We start from the raw sequence: 18,717 nt of genomic DNA on the forward strand, positions 1-18,717 counted from the left end.
GCGCAAGAAGCAAAAAAATTGTAGGCGGTGATTCTTTTTCAAGCAACTTTTCTGAGTGCTGTTTAAAAAACGCACAGCCCAACCTCCGGAATGGAGCGCGGCGGTGAAGAAAAGTTCCGCTGGGCAGACCAACTCATTGCAGAGCGCTAAAGTCGCTGTTTATTGATTCTCCTAGACTTTTGCTCATTTTTTGCGCAACCGCCGGCACATCTTTTATTGGTAACGGCGGTGACTTTAACAATCGGCGCTCGTCTCAAGACTCAACAACTGGCGATGTTCAGCTATTGCGCCTTGATCGACTACAGGGTGAGCGTGACGCTCAATCGATAAACCCGCCGGGGTTTATCCCTTCAGTGACAGGCGTGCCTTGAGCATTTGCGTCATTGGTGCCTACTATTCACGACGTGCTCGGGTTTGAGCGGTTGATTTTTTGCGCTCGGTGACCAAGCAGGCACGGGGTGGCGTAGATGTTCCTTCGCCGGAAAAACATCGGTAAGGTAGGGGTCGGCATTCAGACCCGCGAGGAGTAGTGATGAGCGAGGCGGTTACCATCCACCATGACCAGGCTGGTCATCAGTTCGAGACCATTGTGGACGGTCATCGTGCCTATCTGACCTACATGGACCTGGGCAAGCAGACCCTGGATATCTATCGCACGTTCGTGCCCAACGCGTTGCGTGGCAGGGGAATCGCGGCGAAGCTGACTGAAGCGGCCCTGCAGTACGCCGAGGAAATGGGCTACACGGTGATCCCGTCCTGCTCCTATGTGGAGCGATACATGGAACGTCACCAGCGGCACGCGGCGAAGCTCTGACACCCAACGGTTCCCCAAAAAAACGCCGGGCTGAAAAGCCCGGCGTTTTTTATGCTGGTGTTTTATCTGTCGAAGCGATCGATCAGCTGCGCTGACGCTTTGGCAGCACGTCCTTGAGCTTGGCGTGCATGCTGCGCAAGGTTTTCTCGGTGGTGCCCCAGTCGATGCAGGCGTCGGTGATGGAGACGCCGTACTGCAAATCGGCGAGGTCTTTCGGGATCGCCTGGCAGCCCCAGTTCAAATGACTTTCCACCATCAGGCCGATGATTGATTGGTTGCCTTCCAGGATCTGGTTGGCAACGTTTTCCATCACCAGCGGCTGCAGCGCCGGGTCCTTGTTGGAATTGGCGTGGCTGCAATCGACCATGATGTTCGGCTTGACCTTGGCCTTGTCCAGCGCCTGCTCACACAGGGCGACACTGACCGAATCATAGTTCGGCTTGCCGTTGCCGCCGCGCAATACCACGTGGCCGTAGGCGTTGCCCTTGGTGGTGACGATCGAGACGCCACCTTCCTGGTTGATGCCCAGGAAACGGTGCGGGCTGGAAACCGACTGCAAGGCGTTGATCGCCACAGTCAGGCCGCCGTCGGTGCCGTTCTTGAAGCCGACCGCCGAGGACAGGCCGGAGGCCATTTCCCGGTGGGTCTGGGATTCGGTGGTGCGTGCGCCGATGGCCGACCAGCTGATCAGGTCCTGCAAATATTGCGGAGAGATCGGGTCCAGGGCTTCGGTGGCGGTGGGCAGGCCCATTTCGGCCAGGTCCAGCAGCAATTGGCGACCGATGTGCAGGCCGTCCTGGATCTTGAAGGAGTCGTCCAGGTACGGGTCGTTGATCAGGCCCTTCCAGCCAACGGTCGTCCGAGGCTTCTCGAAATACACCCGCATTACCAGGTACAAGGTGTCGGAAACTTCCGCGGCGAGTACCTTCAGGCGCTCGGCGTATTCGTGGGCAGCCTTGATGTCATGGATCGAGCAAGGCCCGATGACCACGAACAGGCGATGGTCGGTGCCGTCGAGAATGTTGCGGATGACTTCCCGGCCCTTGGTCACGGTGCGCAGGGCAGCGTCGCTCAGGGGGATATCGCGCTTGAGCTGGTCAGGCGTGATGAGGGTCTCGTTGGAGGCGACGTTTAGGTCATTGATCGGTAAATCAGCCATCGTGTTACTCGTCAGGTCACGGGTGCCGGCCGCCAGCGATCCCCGCGCGGCGGTGCACAGCGAAGTTAAGCGCGTCGGGGAGCCGAACCTTAGCGCGTTCGGAGGTGGCTCGACAATGGGCAGGGGCCGCTTTAATTGCGGCGGGCAGGGTCCTCGCCACGAAGCGTGGGTCCTGTGTAATGATGCGCGGGGATTGTCAGAGAGGGGGAGTTGCATGACGCAGGCAGGCGCTAGGCCCGGGAGCGGCAGGATCGGCATGATCGGCACCGGGGCGATCGGTGGGTTTTACGGTGTGATGCTGGCCCGGGCCGGTCACGACGTTCACTTCTTGTTGCGCAGCGAATTTGCCGCCGTCGCCGAGGGCGGCCTGCGGATCGACAGCGATGTCCATGGCGCGCTGAGCCTCGATCCGGTCCAGGCGTACCGGTCGGCGGAGCAGATGCCGCCTTGCGAGTGGCTGCTGGTGGGCGCCAAGACCACCAGCAATGCCGACCTGGCACCGGCGATCATCCAGGCGGCCGCCGATGGGGCGAAAATCCTGTTGCTGCAGAACGGCCTTGATGTCGAAGACGATCTGCGGCCGTTGTTGCCCGATTCGCTGCACCTGTTGGGTGGCCTGTGCCTGATCTGCGTGAATCGTGTCGGCCCGGGCGTCATCGCTCACCAGGCGCTCGGTGCGGTCAACATCGGCTATCACAGTGGTCCCTTCCAGGACCAGGCTGAGCGCATGGCGATCGTCGAAGAGGCGGCGGGTCTGTTCCGTGACGCCGGCATCGACTCCCAGGCGATGCCCGACCTGCAACAGGCTCGTTGGCAGAAGCTGGTGTGGAACGTACCGTATAACGGCCTGTCGGTGCTGCTGGGCGCCAGCACCTCGCCGTTGATGGCGAATGATCACAGTCGCGGGCTGATCCAGGCGCTCATGGGCGAGGTGGTACGCGGTGCGCAGGCCTGCGGCCATCAAATCGCGCCTGGGTATGCGGATTATCTGTTCACGATGACCGAAAAAATGCCCGACTACTGGCCGAGCATGTATCACGATTACGCCCATAAACGGCCGCTGGAGCTGGAGGCAATCTACGCCCGGCCATTGGCGGCGGCCAAGGCGGCAGGCTGCGAGCTGCCGAAGATCGAAGCGTTGCATCAGGCGCTGGCGTTCCTGGATCGCCGCAACCGTTGACAGGCGAAAGGGGGCAACATGGCAAATAACATCGATGACAAGCTGGTGCTGGCGATTTCATCGCGGGCCTTGTTCGATTTGCGCGAAAGCCACAAGGTCTATCTGTCGAGTGGCGTCGAGGCCTATCGGCAATACCAGATCGAGCATGAAGACGAGGTCCTGGAGCCGGGGGACGCCTTCGCCCTGGTGCAGAAACTGCTCAACCTCAACGAGCACCTTGGGCGCGCCCGTGTCGAAGTCATCCTGGTCTCGCGAAACAGCGCCGATACCGGCCTGCGGGTATTCAACTCGATCCACCATTATGGCTTGGCGATTTCCCGCGCCGCCTTCGTTGGCGGCCGCAGTCCATACCCTTATCTGAAGGCCTTCGGCTGCGACCTGTTTTTGTCCACCCATGCCGAAGACGTGCGCAGCGCCCTGGACGCGGGATTTGCGGCCGCGACAATTCTGTCGGGCGGCGCCAGCCGTGCCGCCAGCGAGGAATTGCGCATTGCTTTCGACGGTGATGCGGTGCTGTTTTCCGACGAGTCGGAACGCGTCTATCAGAGCGGTGGCCTGGAAGCCTTCCAGGCCAGTGAACGCCAGGCCGCGCGCGAGCCGCTGCGAGGGGGGCCATTCAAGGGCTTCCTGGCGGCGCTCAATGCGCTGCAACGCGAGTTTCCCGAGGATGCTTGCCCGATCCGCACGGCATTGGTGACGGCCCGTTCGGCGCCGGCCCACGAACGGGTCATTCGCACGTTGCGCGAATGGGATATCCGCCTCGACGAGTCGCTGTTCCTGGGCGGCTTGACCAAGTCGGCCTTTCTCGAGGCTTTTGCCGCCGACGTGTTTTTCGACGACCAGACCGGACATTGCGAGCTTGCCCGGGAAGTGGTCGCCACCGGGCACGTGCCCCATGGCATCAGTAACGAAGTGAAGCTCTGACCACCCGTTGCGGGGAGCGTCACGCCGCACGTCGCACTCGTCGGGGCGCTGCTAAGCTGAATCAATCTCCGCCATTCAGGCATTCGAGGAGGTCACATGATTCGTTCGATGCTGTACGCCACAGACCTGGGCCTTTATGCCCCTTATGTGATGCAGCATGCCTTGGCGTTGGCACGGACGTTTGAAGCCGAGTTGTATGTAGTGCATGCGGTGGAACCGATGGGGCTGTTCGCCGAGTCGGTGTTGCAAAGCTACCTCGACGAGCACGCGCTGAACGAATTTCATCGCCAGGGTCTGAATACGGTGATGGCCAATATCGAGCAGCGGGTACTCGACAATTTTCGCGAGGAACTGGGGGAGGGGCAGCAGGACTTGAAGCTGATCAAGTCGGTGAGGGTATTCCAGGGTGATCCTTCCCAGGTCATTCTCGAGCAGGCCGCGAAACTCTCCGTCGATTTGTTGATCGTAGGCAGTCATTGCCAGGGGGCGAATGGCGAGACCCCTTTGGGGAGGACCGCCGCACGGGTATTGCAGTTATCCCGGGTGCCGGTCTACCTGGTGCCGCTGGTGCAGCGCCGGCGCCACGGGGAGACCTAAGGCTAAATGATGGTTTTTTATAAAAAGTTCTAGATTTATTAATACAACCATTCATATAGTTATATGCCGTCGCTGATGCCCGTCGCATCCAACTGCTTTGAGGGATACATATGAAGCTTCAACAATTGCGCTACATCTGGGAAGTGGCGCACCACGACCTCAACGTTTCCGCTACCGCCCAAAGCCTCTACACGTCGCAACCTGGCATCAGCAAGCAGATCCGCCTGTTGGAAGACGAACTGGGCGTCGAAGTCTTCGCCCGCAGCGGCAAGCACCTGACCCGTGTCACCCCGGCCGGTGAGCGCATCATCACCACGGCTGGCGAGATCCTGCGCAAGGTCGAAAGCATCAAGCAGATCGCCCAGGAATTTTCCAACGAGAAGAAAGGCACCCTGTCCATCGCGACCACGCACACCCAGGCCCGTTATGCGCTGCCGCCGGTGATCAGCAATTTCATCAAGCAATATCCGGACGTGGCGCTGCACATGCACCAGGGTTCGCCGATGCAGATCGCCGAAATGGCCGCCGATGGCACCGTGGACTTCGCCATCGCCACCGAAGCCCTGGAGTTGTTCGGCGACCTGGTGATGATGCCGTGCTATCGCTGGAACCGCTGCGTGGTGGTGCCCCAGGGCCATCCGTTGACCAAGCTGCCGAAGCTGACCCTCGAGGCCTTGGCCGAATACCCGATCGTGACCTACGTGTTCGGCTTCACCGGCCGTTCGAAACTCGACGAAGCCTTCAGCCATCGTGGCCTGACGCCGAAGGTGGTGTTCACCGCCGCCGACGCAGACGTGATCAAGACTTATGTACGCCTCGGCCTGGGTGTGGGGATCGTGGCGAAGATGGCCGTCGATACCAAGCTCGACAATGACCTGGTGGTGTTGGATGCCAGCGAGCTGTTCGAATCCAGCGTGACCAAGATCGGCTTCCGTCGTGGCACCTTCCTGCGTGGCTTCATGTGCGATTTCATCGAGAAATTCGCGCCGCACCTCACTCGGGAGGTGATGGCCAAGGCCATTCAGTGCCACAACAAGCAGGAACTCGAAGAGCTGTTCGACGGCGTCGAATTGCCGGTGCACTAAGCTGGACTAAATCGCCTCGGTGACAGCGAATTGTTGCCGGGCGCCCGCCACGACGATCTCCACTTCATCCCCTTCGAATTTGCCCAGCAGGCCTCGGCCCAGCGGCGAGCGAGGGGTGATGACGGTGATCGGCTGACCCACCAGCGACACCTTCAGCCCCGCCGCATCCGGCCCCAGGAACAGCCACTGTTGGCGGCCATCTTCATCTTCCAGTCCGATCAAGGTGCCGACCTGGATGCCGCGTTGCGCATCGTAAGGCCTTAGCGCCAGGTTCTGGCAGAGGGCGAGGGCCTGGCGGATTTCCTCTACGCGCCTGGCTTGCCCCGCGGCAAGGTAGGACGCTTCGAGACCAAGGGTGTCGTACTTGTTTTCGGCGATGTTTTCCTCGTGGGTCGCGGTTTCATAAACGGTTTGCGCGGCGCGCTCGGCGACGTCGAGGTCAACCTTGAGCTTGTCGAGGATCAATTGGTGAACGGTCTGCTTGTTCATGATCACTCGCAAAATTGCAGGACATTGGCGCGGCTTTTCTCACTGGGCGCGTTCTGGTCCTGTTGCAGCCAGAACTGGCATTTGGGGTTGGACAGGTTGCGAGGATTGTTGCGCACCTGTTCCAACGCCTGGCGCTGCTCGTTCTTCTGCAGATTCTGCTGGTACTGCTCGAACATCGGCGTGGGCGGCTCGGGCGCCGGTTGCACCGCTGGCGGTTGCGCCAGTTGATGGACCGCGGCGGCCACCGGGGCCAGTTGTTCATCGAACAGGAACCTGGACAGCAACCAGCCCGTCAGAACGATGGCGACAAACCCCAGCCACAGGCCCAGGGCAATACTGACGGTCAATCGCAGGGCTGTGAGGCGCGGGGCGGGGGGATGATCAGGCATGACTGCTTCCTGGCAGGGGCATGGATAGGCGCTGATTGTCGCATGAAGATTAATCGCCGTCGGCCCTTCTGCAATACGGGGCCAATGCGGGACAATCAGGCTTTGCCACAGGGAGTCGGGAATGACCGTGCGCTGGGATATTTTTTGCACCGTCGTGGATAACTTTGGCGACATCGGCGTCACGTGGCGCCTGGCCCGGCAATTGGTGGCCGAGCATCGATGCGCGGTGCGGCTTTGGGTCGATGACCTGCGTGCTTTCGAGCGGCTGTGCCCCGAGATCGACGTCGGCCTTTGTGAACAATGGCAGCAGGGTGTACAGGTCCGACACTGGCCCACGCAATGGTGCGACACCGACGCGGCGGACGTTGTGATAGCAGCCTTCGCCTGCCAATTGCCCGGTGCCTATATGGACGCGATGGCCGAACGCGAGGTGACGCCGTTATGGATGAACCTCGACTACTTGAGCGCCGAAGACTGGGTCATCGGTTGCCATGGCCTGCCGTCGGTCAAGTACAAGCATGTGCAGAAATATTTCTTTTTTCCTGGTTTCCAAGAGGGAACGGGGGGCTTGCTGCGTGAGGCCGGCCTGCTGGAGCATCGTCGGCTGTTTCAACAGGATGACGTGGCGCAGCGAAATTTCCTGCATGGATTGGGCGTTGTGCGGGAACCCGGGGCGCGCCTGATCTCGCTGTTCGCCTATGAGAACGCCGGACTGGCGAGCTGGTTCGAGGCGATGGCGACCGATGCGCGCGCATCCCATGTATTGGTTCCCGAAGGTCGGGTCCTGGGCGATGTGGCGCGCTGGCTGGGCGTGGATGGCTTGGAGTCCGGCGCGCTGTATCGCCGCGGCGCCCTGACGGTGCAGGTGCTGCCCTTTATTAGGCAGGATGATTACGACCGGCTCCTGTGGTGCTGCGATTTCAACGCTGTGCGTGGCGAAGACTCGTTCGTACGTGCGCAATGGGCCGGGCGGCCGTTGCTCTGGCACATCTACCAGCAGGAAGAAGACGTCCATCTGGAAAAACTCGAAGCGTTTCTCGCGTTGTACACCCAAGGTCTTTCGGCTTCGGCGGAAAAAGCGATCAGCGGTCTTTGGCGGGCCTGGAATGCCGGCCAGGACATGGCCGAGCATTGGAAAGCCACTGGCGAAGCGCGTCGTGAACTGGCCGAACACGCCCAGGCATGGTGCCTGGAACAGGCCTCGCGAGCCGATCTCGCCACGGCGCTGGTGAAGTTTTACCGAAATTGGATATGATACGCGGCCTAGATTTTTGTAAATCCCATCCAAATTCGGATATTCGCAATGAAAACTGGTAAAGAACTCAAACCCGGTACCGTGATTCGTATCGACAACGATCCTTGGCTGGTTCAGAAAGCTGAATTCACCAAGTCGGGTCGTAACAGCGCGATCATGAAGACCAAGCTGAAAAACCTGCTGACCGGCTACAAGACCGAAACCGTCTACGGTGCGGACGACAAGCTGGACGACGTGATCCTGGACCGTAAAGAAGCGACCCTGTCCTTCATCAGCGGCGACTCCTACACGTTCATGGACACCACTGACTACACCATGTACGAACTGAACGCCGAAGACATCGAAAGCGTTCTGCCATTCGTTGAAGAAGGCATGACCGACGTCTGCGAAGCCGTATTCTTCGAAGGCCGCCTGGTTTCCGTAGAACTGCCGACCACCATCGTGCGTCAGGTTGACTACACCGAAGGCTCCGCTCGCGGTGATACTTCCGGCAAGGTGATGAAGCCTGCCAAACTGAAGAACGGTACCGAGCTGTCGGTTGCTGACTTCATCGAAATCGGCGACATGATCGAGATCGATACCCGCGAAGGCGGTTCCTACAAAGGCCGCGCTAAATAAGCGAAGTCTCTTGTACGAAAAAGCCCGACCATTGAGTCGGGCTTTTTCATTCTTGCTCCCAGGGGCCCTGTTACTTCAGGTGTTCCTTGAGTTCTTGGGACGCTTGCAACATCGCCGAGCGCACCGCTGGCACCTGGCTCACGACGTTGAGCAAGCCATAGTCGTGGATCATGCCGTTGTAACGGACAGCCGTGACTGGCACGCCGGCCGCGTCCAGTTTGCGGGCGTAGGCTTCGCCTTCGTCGCGCAGTACGTCAGCCTCGGCAGTCTGCACCAGCGCGGGCGGCAGGCCCTTGAGCTGCGCGGTGGTTGCCCGCAATGGCGATGCATAGATCTCGTTGCGCTGCCCGGCATCGGTGGTGTAGTTGTCCCAAAACCACTTCATCATGTTCTTGCTGAGGAAATGCCCTTCGGCGAACTGGTTGTAGGACGCCGTCTCGAAATTGGCATCGGTCACCGGCCATAACAGCGCTTGGAAGCGGATCGCCGGGGTGCCCTTGTCCTTGGCCATCAGCGCCACGACCGCAGCCATGTTACCGCCAACGCTGTTGCCCGCTACCGCCAGGCGCTTGCCATCGACATTGATTTCCTTACCGTGCTCGGCCACCCACTTGGTTGCGGCATAAGCCTGGTTGATCGCCACCGGGTAACGCGCTTCGGGTGAAGGCGTGTAGTTGACAAACACCGCGACGGCGCCCGAACCCGCCACCAGGTCGCGAACCAGGCGTTCATGGGTTTGGAAGTCCCCCAGCACCCAGCCTCCGCCGTGGAAGAACATGAACACGGGCAGCGCACCCTTGATACCGGCCGGACGAACGATGGTCAGGCTGATCGATTGTCCATCGACCTTGATGGTTTTCTCGCTGACATCGGCCTTGGGCAGCGTCAACTTCACACCGGCCTGGGCGCCGACCAGTACTGCGCGGGCGTCTTTGGGCGACAACTGCTCCAGCGGCTTGCCGGTGCCGGCGTTCAGCGCGTCGAGGAAGGCCTGGGTGTTGTGTTCGACGATGCCGTCGGCGAAAGCGTTGCTCACGCTCAGGGCGAGAAGGGCGCCGGTCAGGGTTTTGCTGAAAGTGTTCATGTGCAGCTCCTTAAATTCAGGTTCGAGGGGCGAAGATCAAACGATCACGTGCAGGCGCACATCAACGTTGCCGCGGGTGGCGTTGGAGTAAGGGCACACCTGGTGCGCGGCATCGACGAGGCTCTGGGCGTCGGCCTGGTCGAGGCCCGGCAGGCTGATGTGCAGGTCGATGTCGAGACCGAAACCACCAGGAATCTGGCCGATGCCAACATGGGCAGAGATAGAGGCGTCGTCTGGGATCTTGCGTTTGGTCTGGCTGGCGACGAATTTCAACGCGCCGATGAAGCAGGCCGAGTAACCGGCGGCGAACAGTTGTTCAGGGTTGGTCGCCGCACCGCCTGCGCCGCCGAGTTCTTTTGGCGTGGCGAGTTTGACGTCGAGAATGTTGTCGCTGGAGATAGCACGACCGTCACGGCCGCCGCTGGAAGTTGCGATTGCGGTGTAGAGCGTTTTCATGGTGGGCGCCTCGTTTTCAGGTTGGTTGTTTGCGCTAAATGTTTGCGCGCTAAGTAGGTGTGGAGAGAATGTATAGCGCTAATAATTTGCGCGCAAGATAAATTTTTACGGAGAATATGAATTGGCAAGCCGGAAATGGCTGGAGGGGCTGTTCTAGAGCGGTTCGATGGGGTTGAAAATTTTTCGATGCGTGGGTTTTGACGGGAAGGGCGGAAGGTCAAGGGGAGGGGTATTGGATTCGCCGGCGCCTTCGCGAGCAGGCTCGGTCCCACATAGAGCCGGCGGTGTTCCTGAAGTTACAGGCTGTCTTGCAAGTGCCCACGCAACTGCTGGAGATCATGCTGCAGTTTCTTCAGTTGCTCCAACGTCTGGCCGCTGGCGGCGAGGATGCATTGGGGGATGTCGAGGGCCTTTTTCTGCAAGGCGCGGCCTTGCTCGGTGAGCTCGACGATCACCACGCGCTCGTCCTCACGGCTGCGGGTGCGGCTCAATAGGCCCTCGGCCTCCAGGCGCTTGAGCAATGGTGTCAGGGAGCCCGGGTCAGTGAGCAGGCGAGTGCTGATTTCACCGACGGTCAAACCGTCTTTTTCCCACAGCACCATCATCGCCAGATACTGCGGATAGGTCAGGCCCAGGGCTTGGAGCAGCGGCTTGTACACCTTGGTCATCAACAGCGATGTCGAGTGCAGGGCGAAACAGACCTGGTTGTCCAGCAAAAGGGCTTCGCAAGGGTCGGGGGTGTCGCGTTGGGTGCTCATGGCAAAACCTTTCGTCAAAGATGATTACGAATCTAGCGGACGAATCTTTAATGCACCAGATAATTCTGACGACTTGATCAGGTGTTGCGTTTCCTCGGTCTCGGCAACTGCGTAGGATAGGCGCCCTGATTAAGGGGAGAGTGGTCTGTGATCGAGGTCGTGCTGTATTTGCTGTTGGGCGCCGCGTTGGGCACCTTGGGGGGATTGTTCGGCATCGGTGGCGGGCTGATTGCGATACCGGTGCTGGGCGTATGGTTCGGCCTGGACCAGCAGATTGCCCAGGGCACGGCATTGGTGATGGTGGTGCCTAACGTCATGCTGGCGCTGTGGCGTTATCACCAGCGCAATCGCATCGAGTTGCGTCATGTCCTGCCGTTGGCGTCCATGGGATTCTGCTTCGCCTGGCTCGGCTCTATCTGGGCCGTGGGCATTGACGCCGAAAGCATGCGCATCGGCTTCGTGGTGTTCTTGGTTGTTTTGGCTGCATACAACCTCATCCGAATGTTCACCACCACGGCGCCCGCTTCGGCGCAGATGCGCCACGGTTGGCCATGGCTCGGTGTGTTGGGTGCGGCTTCAGGGACGATGGGTGGCCTGTTTGGTGTGGGTGGGGCCGTTGTCGCAACGCCGTTCCTCACCAGTGTGTTCGGCACGACTCAGGTAGTTGCCCAGGGCCTGTCGCTGTCGTTGGCCTTGCCCAGTACCGGCGTGACCCTTGTCACTTATGCGTTTCATCATGAAGTGGACTGGTGGATCGGCGTGCCGCTGGCAGTCGGTGGGCTGATGAGCATCAGCTGGGGCGTGAAGGTCGCCCACGCCTTGCCGGAGCGACTGTTGCGTGGGCTGTTCTGCGGATTCCTGGTGCTGTGCGCCGTACTGCTCATCTTTAAAGTTTGAAGCCTTCCACGATGTGTTCGGCCAGGCATTCGGTGATCGGCGACGGATTGTGCAGGTTGCGGATCAGCATGATGCTGGCCTCGGGCAGCTCCGGCAGGTTCTCGGCCTCGCCGAGGACGCGCATGTCAGGGGTCAGCAGGCTTTCCAGTTGCGCAGTTATTGCCAGGCCCGCGCCTACCACCGCCATGATCGCCGACAAGCTCGAGCTGTTATAGGCCACGCGGTAATCGCGTCCCATGGCGTCCAGCGCATTGCAGGCCCACTGCCGGCAGAAGCAATCGCTGTTGAACATTGCCAGCGGCAGGGGCGTTTGCTCATGGGTGTTGAAGCACGCCGCTTCGGCCCAGACAAAACGTTCCTTGCGCAGCAACTGGCCTATTTCATCCCCAGGCTTGCGAGTGACGATGGACAGGTCCAGGTCCTGGCGCAGCAGCAATTGCTTGGATGATTCGCAATGCACCTCGATTTCGATCAGCGGATAGAACTGGGCGAAGCGCTGCAGGATGCCTGGCAGAAAGCGCATCACATAATCGTCCGGTGTGCCGATGCGGACCGTGCCGACCATATGGGGTTCGCGCAGGGTATTGAACACTTCGCTGTGCAACTTGAGGATGCGCCGGGCATAACCCAGCAACACCTGGCCCTCGGCGGTGAGCTTTACTTGTCGCCCGTCGCGCTCGAACAGCCGACGCTGCAACACGTCTTCCTCCAGCCGCTTCATCTGCATGCTGACCGCGGATTGCGTACGGTTGACCAATTCCCCGGCACGGGTGAAACCACCCTGATCGGCGATGGCGACAAAGGTCCGCAGCACTTCCGTATCGATGCTCGGGTAACTCGACAATGGATCAATCTCCGAGATGTATTGCATAAGAAACATTCGTTGGATTGATCTTAGCCTTGGCGCGAGACTTGAGCTACCCCCAACGGAGGACATGACGATGAAAGGTCAGAAAGGGTATGTATCGATAGACAAGCACTCATTCCACCGGTTTTCCCTCAGCGATCTGCTGCACAAGTTTAGCCGCTGGTATGAATTGCACCATGAACGTGAATTGCTTGCCGGCCTGAGCGACGAGGCGCTCAAGGACATCGGCGTCAGCCGTGCCGACGTGGAAAAAGAAGTGGTCCGGCCATTCTGGGATGACCCAATGCACAAATGAGCCATCCTTCCCTACACAAACCGCTTAGTGGTGAGGTAGGTTGCGAGCAGACAAGGAGATCTCCATGCCCGCGACTCTGTCCTTTACCCTCAAACAGGCCCGGCGTCTGGCGTTGGCCGCCCAAGGATTCGATGGGCGGCTACCGTCGGCGCCGGTCCAACCCTCCCGCCTCAACCGCCTGATCGAACGTCTTGGCGTCCTGCAGATCGATTCAGTCAACGCGTTGGTGCGCTCGCATTACCTCCCGCTGTTCTCCCGCCTCGGTCATTACAATCGCGATTTGCTCGATCAAGCTGCCTGGAGCCAGGGGCGTCGTCGCACGTTGTTCGAGTATTGGGGGCATGAGGCTTCGCTGCTGCCGATGACGATGTATCCGTCGATGCGCTGGCGCATGGCTCGGGCGGCGCGCGGCGAAGGTATCTACCAACAATTGGCGCGTTTCGGCCGCGAGCAGCAAGACGTGATCGGTCGAGTCCTGCAATCTGTTCGGGACCAGGGCGCGATTGGCGCGGGCAGCTTGTCCACGCGCCAGGAAAAGGCCGGGCCGTGGTGGGACTGGAGCGCGGAGAAGCATGCGCTGGAGTGGCTGTTCGCGGCGGGCGAGGTGACGGTGGCGGGGCGCCGTGGCTTCGAGCGCCTCTATGATTTGCCGGAGCGGGTCTTGCCGGCCTCGATCCTGCAGCAACCGCTGCCGGACGAAGCCCAGGCCCAGCGCACACTGCTGATTCATGCCGCCGAAGCCTTGGGGGTTGGCACCGAAAAGGATCTGCGCGACTACTTTCGCCTGGGGCCGGCGGACGCGCGCGAGCGGCTGGCTGAACTGGAAGAGGCCGGAGCACTGCTGCGCTGTCAGGTCCAGGGTTGGAAACAGCCGGCCTGGTGTCGCCCCCTCGTGAAAATTCCACGCAAGGTTGCCGCCAGTGCGCTGCTGTCACCGTTCGATTCGCTGGTCTGGGAGCGCAGTCGCACCGAGCGGCTGTTTGATTTTCGCTATCGCCTGGAGATCTACACGCCGGTACACAAGCGGGTGTATGGCTATTACGTCCTGCCGTTTCTACACAACGAGCGAATTGCCGCCCGGGTTGATTTGCGGGCGGAGCGGGCTTTGGGGCAATTGGCCGTGCATGCCGTGCACGAAGAGGTGCCCGGGATGGACGAGGAGGGCGTGCTGGCGCTGGCGGCGAATCTGTGGAGCATGGCCCGGTGGTTGGGGTTGGAGCGGGTTCAACTCAATTGCCAGCGGGAGGGTGGGGTTCGGTTGGCGGTGGCATTGGCTGAAATTACCAGTGACTGAGCTGGCCCCTTCGCGAGCAGGCTCGCTCCCACAGGGATTTGCGGTGACTACAGCCTTTGTGACACAGCAAATCCAATGTGGGAGCGAGCCTGCTCGCGAGGCGATTGAACTGGTGAAGAAGGACCTACAGACTCACCGCCGAACCTGCTTCAAGGTCTCGGCAATCAAGAACGCCAACTCCAGCGACTGGTCAGCATTCATCCGCGGGTCGCAGTGGGTGTGGTAGCGGTCCGACAGGCCGTCCTCGGTGATCGGGCGCGCGCCGCCGATGCATTCGGTGACGTTCTGCCCGGTCATCTCGATGTGGATACCGCCGGCGTAAGTCCCTTCGGCTTCATGGACCTGGAAGAACTGCTTTACTTCGCCAAGGATCTGCGCAAAGTCCCGGGTCTTGTAGCCGCTGCTGGCCTTGATGGTGTTGCCGTGCATCGGATCGGAGCTCCACAGCACCTGCTTGCCTTCACGCTGTACGGCGCGCAGCAGTTGCGGCAGGTGATCGCCAACCTTGTTGGCGCCCATGCGCGCGATCAGGTTCAGTCGGCCCGGGTCATTGTCCGGGTTGAGGACGTCGATCAGGCGAATCAGGTCGTCAGGGTTCATGCTGGGGCCGACCTTGACGCCGATCGGGTTGTTCACCCCGCGCAGAAACTCGACGTGGGCACCGTCCAGCTGACGGGTTCGGTCGCCGATCCACAGCATATGGGCCGAGCAGTCGTAATAGTCATTGGTCAGGCTGTCGCGGCGCACGAAGGCTTCTTCGTAGTTGAGCAGCAACGCCTCGTGGGCGGTGAAAAAACTGGTTTCACGCAGTTGTGGCGAGCTGTCCATGCCGCAGGCGCGCATGAAGGCCAGGGTTTCGTCGATGCGGTCGGCCAGGTGGCTGTATTTTTCCGCCAGGGCCGAGTTGGCGATGAAATCCAGATTCCATTTGTGCACCTGGTGCAGATCGGCAAAGCCGCCCTGGGCGAACGCACGCAGCAGGTTCAGCGTGGCGGTGGACTGGTGGTAGGACTGCAGCAACCGCTCCGGATCCGGTACACGACTTTGCTCGTCGAAGCCGATGCCATTGACGATGTCACCCCGGTAGGCCGGCAGCGTTACGCCGTCGATGGTTTCATCATTGGCGGAGCGTGGCTTGGCGAACTGGCCGGCCATGCGCCCGACCTTCACCACCGGGCAACCGGCGGCGAACGTCATCACGATCGCCATCTGCAGCAGCACCTTGAAGGTGTCGCGGATCTTGGCGGCGGAGAATTCGACGAAGCTTTCCGCACAGTCGCCGCCCTGCAACAGAAAGGCCCGGCCCTGGGTGACTTCGGCGAACTGACGGCGCAACTCCCGGGCTTCACCGGCAAACACCAGTGGCGGATAGCTGGCCAGGGTCTGCTCGACCCGTTGCAGATGCGCCGCGTCAGGGTATCGGGGTTGCTGCTGGATCGGCAGGGCGCGCCAGCTGTCAGGGCTCCAGGGTTGGCTCATCATGATCTCTAGGTGATTTACGCTCGGGCGCTCATGTTATCAGCAAATTAGTGCGTGACCTGTTCCGCTTGCTTCGCGGACAATCGCGCCTTCGCCCCGTATGGGCAGGCCCATGGCCGCCCGGCAACATCAGGAGATGAAATGACAGAGGAGCGCGTCGAGCATTTGCTCGCCGAGGTGCACGACGAGTTCGGCATGATTCGCGTGTTCGAAGTGGCCGACTACCGGTTTCTCGAGTTCGGCGATGCCATCGAGCAGAGCTGCGTGTTCACGGCCGATCCCAGCTGGCTCGAATACGACTACACTCGCGCCATGCTGATCGGTGCGTTGTGTCACGAGCAGCCGGAAAGCGCGCTCTTCCTGGGATTGGGCGCAGGAACCTTGACCCAGGCCTGCCTCAAGTTTCTGCCGCTGGAAGATGTCGAGGCGATCGAGCTGCGCCCGGATGTGCCGCGCCTGGCCATCGAATACCTGGGGCTGGATGACGATCCGCGCTTGTACATCCGCGTCGGCGATGCCCTGGAACTGCTTGAAACGGCGGAGCCGGCCGATCTGATTTTTGTCGACCTCTATACCGATGTCGGCCCCGGCGTAGGCCATCTGGCGTGGGGTTTTCTGGAAAACTGCCAGAAGCGCCTCAACCCGGGCGGCTGGCTGGTGATCAATCAATGGGCAACCGATGACGGCAAGCCCCTGGGCGCGGCATTGTTGCGTGGTCTGTACCACCGACACTATTGGGAATTGCCGGTGAAGGAGGGCAACGTGATCCTGATCGTGCCGGCGGACCTGGACCAGGCGCTGGACATGCAAGGCTTGGTTGCCCGGGCCGAAGGGCTGGCGCCACGATTGGGGTATTCGTTGCAATCGCTGATCAAGGCGATCCGCCCGGCGACGTGATCAGAACTGCAAGGGCTTTTGTGGCGAGGGAGCTTGCTCCCGCTCGGCTGCGAAGCAGACGCCTGGGTCAGTAGTCTGGAATCGATGGGGCCGCTTCGCGACCCAGCGGGAGCAAGCTCCCTCGCCACAGGGGAACGCCAGCGCAAGTGAACCGTTTTAGCCGGCTGCCCCAAGGCTTTTGGTCGCGAGCCCTACAACAGTGTTTCAGTAAAAAAAGCTCCCTTTTTGGGCGAATTCCGGTATAGTGCGCGCCGGCCTTTAGCCGGGCCGCGTCAAGGTAGCGCAATATTCCGAAGCCAGCTTCGGTTGCATGTCCGCACAACGGATGCTTCCGCGACGTTCTTTTTCATTCATTCGTTTTCGCAAATCCCCGCCGACAAAGCTGCCAGGGCGACTCTTGAGTCTCAACACGGCATGCGCAGCTTTGGAGCATGGGTCTTTGCGGATGCACTTAGAGGCAGACCCATGACCCAGGAAATCGGCGGCTTCGCCGCTCTTGAACTTCATCCCAATATTGTCGCTGCAGTAGTCGCTACCGGCTATGAAGAGCCTTCGGCCATTCAGCAGCAGTCGATCCCGATCATTCTCGCCGGTCACGATATGATTGGTCAGGCGCAAACCGGTACGGGTAAGACCGCCGCGTTCGCACTGCCGATCCTGCACCGCATTGATCCGTCCAAGCGCGAGCCGCAAGCTCTGATCCTGGCCCCAACTCGTGAGTTGGCGCTACAAGTTGCAACCGCTTTCGAAACCTACGCCAAGCAAATGCCAGGCGTGACTGTTGTGGCTGTCTACGGCGGCGCGCCGATGGGCCCACAACTGAAAGCAATCCGTAATGGCGCACAGATCGTTGTCGCCACCCCGGGCCGTCTGTGCGACCACCTGCGTCGCGACGAAAAAGTCCTCGCCACCGTGAACCACCTGGTTCTCGACGAAGCGGACGAAATGCTCAAGCTGGGCTTCATGGACGACCTGGAAGTCATCTTCAAGGCCATGCCTGAGACTCGCCAGACCGTCCTGTTCTCGGCCACCTTGCCACAATCGATCCGTGCCATCGCCGAACGCCATCTGCGCGATCCGAAGCACGTGAAGATCCAGAGCAAGACCCAGACCGTCACCGCGATCGAGCAGGCTCACCTGCTGGTTCACGCCGACCAGAAGACTTCCGCCGTTCTCAGCCTGCTGGAAGTCGAAGACTTCGACGCCCTGATCATGTTCGTGCGCACCAAGCAAGCGACCCTGGACCTGGCCAGCGCCCTGGAAGCCAAAGGCTACAAAGCCGCCGCGCTGAACGGTGACATTGCCCAGAACCAGCGTGAGCGCGTGATCGACTCCCTCAAGGATGGCCGCCTGGACATCGTTGTGGCGACCGACGTCGCGGCCCGTGGCCTGGACGTTCCGCGTATCACCCACGTGTTCAACGTCGACATGCCGTACGACCCGGAGTCCTACGTACACCGTATCGGTCGTACCGGCCGTGCCGGTCGCGAAGGCCGTGCGTTGTTGTTGGTCACCCCGCGTGAGCGCCGCATGCTGCAAGTGATCGAGCGTGTGACGGGTCAGAAGGTCGCTGAAGTCCGCCTGCCGGACGCCCAGGCCGTTCTCGATGCCCGCATCAAGAAACTGACCAACAGCCTGTCGCCGCTGGTGGCTGACGCCGAATCGACCCACGGTGATCTGCTCGATCGCCTGACCGCCGACATCGGTTGCACCCCACGTGCCCTGGCCGCTGCCCTGTTGCGCAAGGCCACCAACGGCCAAGCGCTGAACCTGGCTGCAATCGAGAAGGAACGCCCACTGGTGCCGAACAACGCACCGCGTGGCGACCGTCCTGAGCGCAGTGGCGATCGTCCGGACCGTGGTGATCGCGAGCGTCGTGCACCGATCCCGTTGGCCGAAGGCCGTGCTCGCTGCCGTACCGCGCTGGGTGCTCGTGACGGCATTGCCGCCAAGAACCTGCTGGGCGCGATCCTCAACGAGGGTGGCCTGGCTCGTGAAGCCATCGGTCGTATCCAGGTGCGTGACAGCTTCAGCCTGGTGGAACTGCCGGAAGATGGCCTGGAGAAGTTGCTGACCAAGCTCAAGGACACCCGCGTGGCCGGCAAGCAGCTCAAGCTGCGTCGCTACCGCGAGGATTGATCGACCTACGGGTTGATTGATCGAGCACGAAAAAATCCCC

At 60.6% G+C, this 18,717-nt stretch carries 20 protein-coding genes; 12 read left to right on the forward strand and 8 right to left on the reverse strand.

What is annotated here, in order from left to right:
• Positions 1-532: 532 nt before the first annotated feature.
• Positions 533-814 carry a GNAT family N-acetyltransferase gene (locus M1D68_RS08245; protein ID WP_420764809.1) on the forward strand — a complete coding sequence of 94 codons (282 nt, stop codon included), beginning with the start codon at positions 533-535 and terminating at the stop codon, positions 812-814.
• An 82-nt stretch (positions 815-896) separates the two neighbouring features.
• Here M1D68_RS08245 and M1D68_RS08250 read toward each other — a convergent pair whose 3' ends face one another.
• Positions 897-1,973, reverse strand: coding sequence for a 3-deoxy-7-phosphoheptulonate synthase (locus tag M1D68_RS08250; protein ID WP_420764808.1), 1,077 nt, complete (start codon positions 1,971-1,973; stop codon positions 897-899).
• 214 nt (positions 1,974-2,187) lie between these two features.
• On the opposite strand from M1D68_RS08250, the gene M1D68_RS08255 reads away from it, so the two are divergent.
• From M1D68_RS08255 to cysB, 4 genes are all read left to right on the forward strand, one after another.
• Positions 2,188-3,153 carry a putative 2-dehydropantoate 2-reductase gene (locus tag M1D68_RS08255; RefSeq protein ID WP_457969962.1) on the forward strand — a complete coding sequence of 322 codons (966 nt, stop codon included), beginning with the start codon at positions 2,188-2,190 and terminating at the stop codon, positions 3,151-3,153.
• A gap of 18 nt (positions 3,154-3,171) precedes the next feature.
• Positions 3,172-4,077 (forward strand): 5'-nucleotidase, encoded by a 906-nt coding sequence (locus tag M1D68_RS08260; protein ID WP_420764806.1) that lies wholly within the window; start codon positions 3,172-3,174, stop codon positions 4,075-4,077.
• Between the two features lie 96 nt (positions 4,078-4,173).
• On the forward strand, positions 4,174-4,674 hold the full coding sequence (locus M1D68_RS08265; protein WP_420764805.1) for a universal stress protein: 501 nt from the start codon (positions 4,174-4,176) through the stop codon (positions 4,672-4,674).
• A gap of 110 nt (positions 4,675-4,784) precedes the next feature.
• Positions 4,785-5,759, forward strand: coding sequence for an HTH-type transcriptional regulator CysB (cysB, locus tag M1D68_RS08270; protein WP_003183769.1), 975 nt, complete (start codon positions 4,785-4,787; stop codon positions 5,757-5,759).
• A gap of 6 nt (positions 5,760-5,765) precedes the next feature.
• On the opposite strand, the gene M1D68_RS08275 is transcribed toward cysB, so the two are convergent.
• Both M1D68_RS08275 and M1D68_RS08280 read right to left on the reverse strand, forming a co-directional pair.
• Complete coding sequence (locus M1D68_RS08275; protein WP_457969966.1) at positions 5,766-6,248, reverse strand: GreA/GreB family elongation factor; 483 nt, start codon at positions 6,246-6,248, stop codon at positions 5,766-5,768.
• A gap of 2 nt (positions 6,249-6,250) precedes the next feature.
• Positions 6,251-6,637 carry a cytochrome b/b6 domain-containing protein gene (locus M1D68_RS08280; RefSeq protein WP_420764803.1) on the reverse strand — a complete coding sequence of 129 codons (387 nt, stop codon included), beginning with the start codon at positions 6,635-6,637 and terminating at the stop codon, positions 6,251-6,253.
• Between the two features lie 121 nt (positions 6,638-6,758).
• On the opposite strand from M1D68_RS08280, the gene earP reads away from it, so the two are divergent.
• Entirely contained in the window at positions 6,759-7,892 is a 1,134-nt protein-coding gene (gene earP / locus M1D68_RS08285; protein ID WP_457969967.1) for an elongation factor P maturation arginine rhamnosyltransferase EarP, read from the forward strand.
• A gap of 48 nt (positions 7,893-7,940) precedes the next feature.
• A complete protein-coding gene (locus tag M1D68_RS08290) occupies positions 7,941-8,510 on the forward strand; it encodes an elongation factor P (RefSeq protein WP_007955690.1) in 570 nt (189 codons plus the stop codon).
• A gap of 70 nt (positions 8,511-8,580) precedes the next feature.
• Here M1D68_RS08290 and M1D68_RS08295 read toward each other — a convergent pair whose 3' ends face one another.
• The 3 genes from M1D68_RS08295 to M1D68_RS08305 all read right to left on the reverse strand — a co-directional run bounded on the left by M1D68_RS08295 (position 8,581) and on the right by M1D68_RS08305 (position 10,808).
• The gene (locus tag M1D68_RS08295; RefSeq protein ID WP_457969969.1) at positions 8,581-9,594 is read right to left on the reverse strand and encodes an alpha/beta hydrolase; all 1,014 of its coding nucleotides are present in this window, start codon (positions 9,592-9,594) and stop codon (positions 8,581-8,583) included.
• Positions 9,595-9,630: 36 nt separating this feature from the next.
• Complete coding sequence (locus M1D68_RS08300; protein ID WP_457969971.1) at positions 9,631-10,050, reverse strand: organic hydroperoxide resistance protein; 420 nt, start codon at positions 10,048-10,050, stop codon at positions 9,631-9,633.
• Positions 10,051-10,346: 296 nt separating this feature from the next.
• Positions 10,347-10,808 (reverse strand): MarR family winged helix-turn-helix transcriptional regulator, encoded by a 462-nt coding sequence (locus M1D68_RS08305; RefSeq protein ID WP_434563134.1) that lies wholly within the window; start codon positions 10,806-10,808, stop codon positions 10,347-10,349.
• A gap of 147 nt (positions 10,809-10,955) precedes the next feature.
• Between M1D68_RS08305 and M1D68_RS08310 the strand changes: the two genes are divergently transcribed.
• Complete coding sequence (locus tag M1D68_RS08310; protein WP_434563136.1) at positions 10,956-11,705, forward strand: sulfite exporter TauE/SafE family protein; 750 nt, start codon at positions 10,956-10,958, stop codon at positions 11,703-11,705.
• On the opposite strand, the gene M1D68_RS08315 is transcribed toward M1D68_RS08310, so the two are convergent.
• Positions 11,695-12,549 (reverse strand): LysR substrate-binding domain-containing protein, encoded by an 855-nt coding sequence (locus M1D68_RS08315; RefSeq protein WP_420764840.1) that lies wholly within the window; start codon positions 12,547-12,549, stop codon positions 11,695-11,697. The genes M1D68_RS08310 and M1D68_RS08315 overlap by 11 nt on opposite strands.
• Positions 12,550-12,646: 97 nt before the next feature.
• Between M1D68_RS08315 and M1D68_RS08320 the strand changes: the two genes are divergently transcribed.
• Positions 12,647-12,868, forward strand: coding sequence for a DUF1127 domain-containing protein (locus tag M1D68_RS08320; protein ID WP_420764797.1), 222 nt, complete (start codon positions 12,647-12,649; stop codon positions 12,866-12,868).
• Positions 12,869-12,932: 64 nt separating this feature from the next.
• Entirely contained in the window at positions 12,933-14,162 is a 1,230-nt protein-coding gene (locus M1D68_RS08325) for a winged helix-turn-helix domain-containing protein (RefSeq protein ID WP_457969973.1), read from the forward strand.
• A 132-nt stretch (positions 14,163-14,294) separates the two neighbouring features.
• Here M1D68_RS08325 and M1D68_RS08330 read toward each other — a convergent pair whose 3' ends face one another.
• Complete coding sequence (locus tag M1D68_RS08330; protein WP_420764795.1) at positions 14,295-15,641, reverse strand: class II 3-deoxy-7-phosphoheptulonate synthase; 1,347 nt, start codon at positions 15,639-15,641, stop codon at positions 14,295-14,297.
• 141 nt (positions 15,642-15,782) lie between these two features.
• Between M1D68_RS08330 and M1D68_RS08335 the strand changes: the two genes are divergently transcribed.
• Together M1D68_RS08335 and M1D68_RS08340 are read left to right on the forward strand one after the other, a co-directional pair.
• Entirely contained in the window at positions 15,783-16,538 is a 756-nt protein-coding gene (locus tag M1D68_RS08335; RefSeq protein WP_420764794.1) for a spermidine synthase, read from the forward strand.
• A gap of 465 nt (positions 16,539-17,003) precedes the next feature.
• Positions 17,004-18,677 (forward strand): DEAD/DEAH box helicase, encoded by a 1,674-nt coding sequence (locus M1D68_RS08340; RefSeq protein WP_030141884.1) that lies wholly within the window; start codon positions 17,004-17,006, stop codon positions 18,675-18,677.
• Positions 18,678-18,717: the final 40 nt, after the last annotated feature.

The sequence above is a fragment of the Pseudomonas sp. R4-84 genome (genome assembly GCF_054130985.1).